The sequence below is a fragment of the Novosphingobium mangrovi genome (assembly GCF_022818885.1).
In the GTDB taxonomy this organism is placed as follows: domain Bacteria; phylum Pseudomonadota; class Alphaproteobacteria; order Sphingomonadales; family Sphingomonadaceae; genus Novosphingobium; species Novosphingobium mangrovi.
In genome coordinates this window covers 2,501-5,155 of record NZ_JALHAT010000048.1, presented here as the reverse complement: position 1 = coordinate 5,155, position 2,655 = coordinate 2,501, and the positions used below count along the sequence as shown (strand labels likewise).

Sequence of the window (2,655 nt, the reverse complement as noted above, 5' to 3'; positions counted from 1 at the left end):
GGGCGTGGTTGGATCTTTGACATTGTTGGTTTTTAGATGAAGGGACATGTGGGCGACGGCGCCTGCACCTTGGGAGCTTCGGGCTCTATGGTGCAGTTTAACACAAGCCGATGCCTTATATGTCCTTCGTTTCCATACGTTTGACAAGTGCAGGTATCGGCTCCCGAAGGTTTCGATGTTTGCGGCTGGCAAGGCTTAGGCTTTGTGCCGTGAATGTTGTTTCACAAACTTGAGAGTTTGATCCTGGCTCAGAACGAACGCTGGCGGCATGCCTAACACATGCAAGTCGAACGAACCCTTCGGGGTTAGTGGCGCACGGGTGCGTAACACGTGGGAATCTGCCTCTTGGTTCGGAATAACAGTGAGAAATTACTGCTAATACCGGATGATGACTTCGGTCCAAAGATTTATCGCCAAGAGATGAGCCCGCGCAGGATTAGGTAGTTGGTGGGGTAAAGGCCTACCAAGCCGACGATCCTTAGCTGGTCTGAGAGGATGATCAGCCACACTGGGACTGAGACACGGCCCAGACTCCTACGGGAGGCAGCAGTGGGGAATATTGGACAATGGGCGAAAGCCTGATCCAGCAATGCCGCGTGAGTGATGAAGGCCTTAGGGTTGTAAAGCTCTTTTACCAGGGATGATAATGACAGTACCTGGAGAATAAGCTCCGGCTAACTCCGTGCCAGCAGCCGCGGTAATACGGAGGGAGCTAGCGTTGTTCGGAATTACTGGGCGTAAAGCGCGCGTAGGCGGTTACTCAAGTCAGAGGTGAAAGCCCGGAGCTCAACTCCGGAACTGCCTTTGAAACTAGGTGACTAGAATCTTGGAGAGGTCAGTGGAATTCCGAGTGTAGAGGTGAAATTCGTAGATATTCGGAAGAACACCAGTGGCGAAGGCGACTGACTGGACAAGTATTGACGCTGAGGTGCGAAAGTGTGGGGAGCAAACAGGATTAGATACCCTGGTAGTCCACACCGTAAACGATGATAACTAGCTGTCCGGGTTCTTGGAATTTGGGTGGCGCAGCTAACGCATTAAGTTATCCGCCTGGGGAGTACGGTCGCAAGATTAAAACTCAAAGGAATTGACGGGGGCCTGCACAAGCGGTGGAGCATGTGGTTTAATTCGAAGCAACGCGCAGAACCTTACCAGCGTTTGACATCCTCATCGCGATTTCCAGAGATGGATTTCTTCAGTTCGGCTGGATGAGTGACAGGTGCTGCATGGCTGTCGTCAGCTCGTGTCGTGAGATGTTGGGTTAAGTCCCGCAACGAGCGCAACCCTCATCCTTAGTTGCCAGCATTTGGTTGGGCACTCTAAGGAAACTGCCGGTGATAAGCCGGAGGAAGGTGGGGATGACGTCAAGTCCTCATGGCCCTTACACGCTGGGCTACACACGTGCTACAATGGCGGTGACAGTGGGCAGCAAGTGCGCGAGCACAAGCTAATCTCCAAAAGCCGTCTCAGTTCGGATTGTTCTCTGCAACTCGAGAGCATGAAGGCGGAATCGCTAGTAATCGCGGATCAGCATGCCGCGGTGAATACGTTCCCAGGCCTTGTACACACCGCCCGTCACACCATGGGAGTTGGTTTCACCCGAAGGTAGTGTGCTAACCGCAAGGAGGCAGCTAACCACGGTGGGATCAGCGACTGGGGTGAAGTCGTAACAAGGTAGCCGTAGGGGAACCTGCGGCTGGATCACCTCCTTTCTAAGGATTGAAACGAAAGCGCCTGGCCTTGAGCCGGGAAGAGCTTCGCTTCTTCCAAAGAACATGCCGTCGTCCTCATGTCCCTTCATCACTGGAGATAACGATCGAGAGATCGTTATACGCCTGAGCTGGCTCACGCCGCCCGCGGCCCATTGTGGCCTGCTTGGCGCGGCAGGTTGGGCCTGTAGCTCAGTTGGTTAGAGCGCACCCCTGATAAGGGTGAGGTCAGTGGTTCGAATCCACTCAGGCCCACCACTTGCCAGTCTACCAAGACACGGGGCCTTAGCTCAGCTGGGAGAGCGGTTGCTTTGCAAGCATCAGGTCATCGGTTCGATCCCGATAGGCTCCACCATCTTGCCTTTGGCTGGATGGTGCGTGTGTTTGGGTAGACGCTCTTTGAACTCCAGGGATGAAGCGAAACAGTTCCGGCCTTCGGGTCGGTTACGCGGGATTTGCCCGCAGATCTTTGACATTGTGAATGGGTTTTTTAATCGATGCCGTGGCGCATGGATTATCCAGACGTTGGGTAATCAACCATGCGTTACAACAGATTTATTATCTGGCTGAGATAAAATCGTCCGCGCCTATAAACAGCGCAGTCTCTATGCAGGGCTGTCGTTGATGGTGTGGATTCTCAAGCGTGAGGTAAGAGCATCTGGTGGATGCCTTGGCATGTACAGGCGATGAAGGACGTGGCACGCTGCGATAAGCGTCGGGGAGTTGTGAGCAAACTTTGATCCGGCGATTTCCGAATGGGGAAACCCACCTTCACCATTTCTCTCGATGGGCAGTTCGCTGCCAATTGAGTGAGGTGGATAAGGTATCACCTTAGCGAATATATAGCTTTGGTGAAGCGAACCTGGTGAACTGAAACATCTAAGTAACCAGAGGAAAAGACATCAACCGAGATTCCGTTAGTAGTGGCGAGCGAACGCGGACCAGG

At 53.3% G+C, this 2,655-nt stretch carries 2 tRNA genes and 2 rRNA genes (1 of these 4 running past the window's edge); all 4 read left to right on the top strand.

The features are described from left to right. The first annotated feature begins 225 nt into the window (after nucleotides 1-225). A 16S ribosomal RNA gene (locus MTR65_RS18095) occupies nucleotides 226-1,712 on the top strand. Nucleotides 1,713-1,890: 178 nt separating this feature from the next. Continuing rightward, nucleotides 1,891-1,967, top strand: a tRNA-Ile gene (locus MTR65_RS18090). A 21-nt stretch (nucleotides 1,968-1,988) separates the two neighbouring features. Next, nucleotides 1,989-2,064, top strand: a tRNA-Ala gene (locus MTR65_RS18085). 283 nt (nucleotides 2,065-2,347) lie between these two features. Further along, nucleotides 2,348-2,655 (top strand): 23S ribosomal RNA (locus MTR65_RS18080) (it continues 2,484 nt past the right edge of the window). The 16S and 23S rRNA genes sit together here with 2 tRNA genes alongside, the layout of an rRNA operon.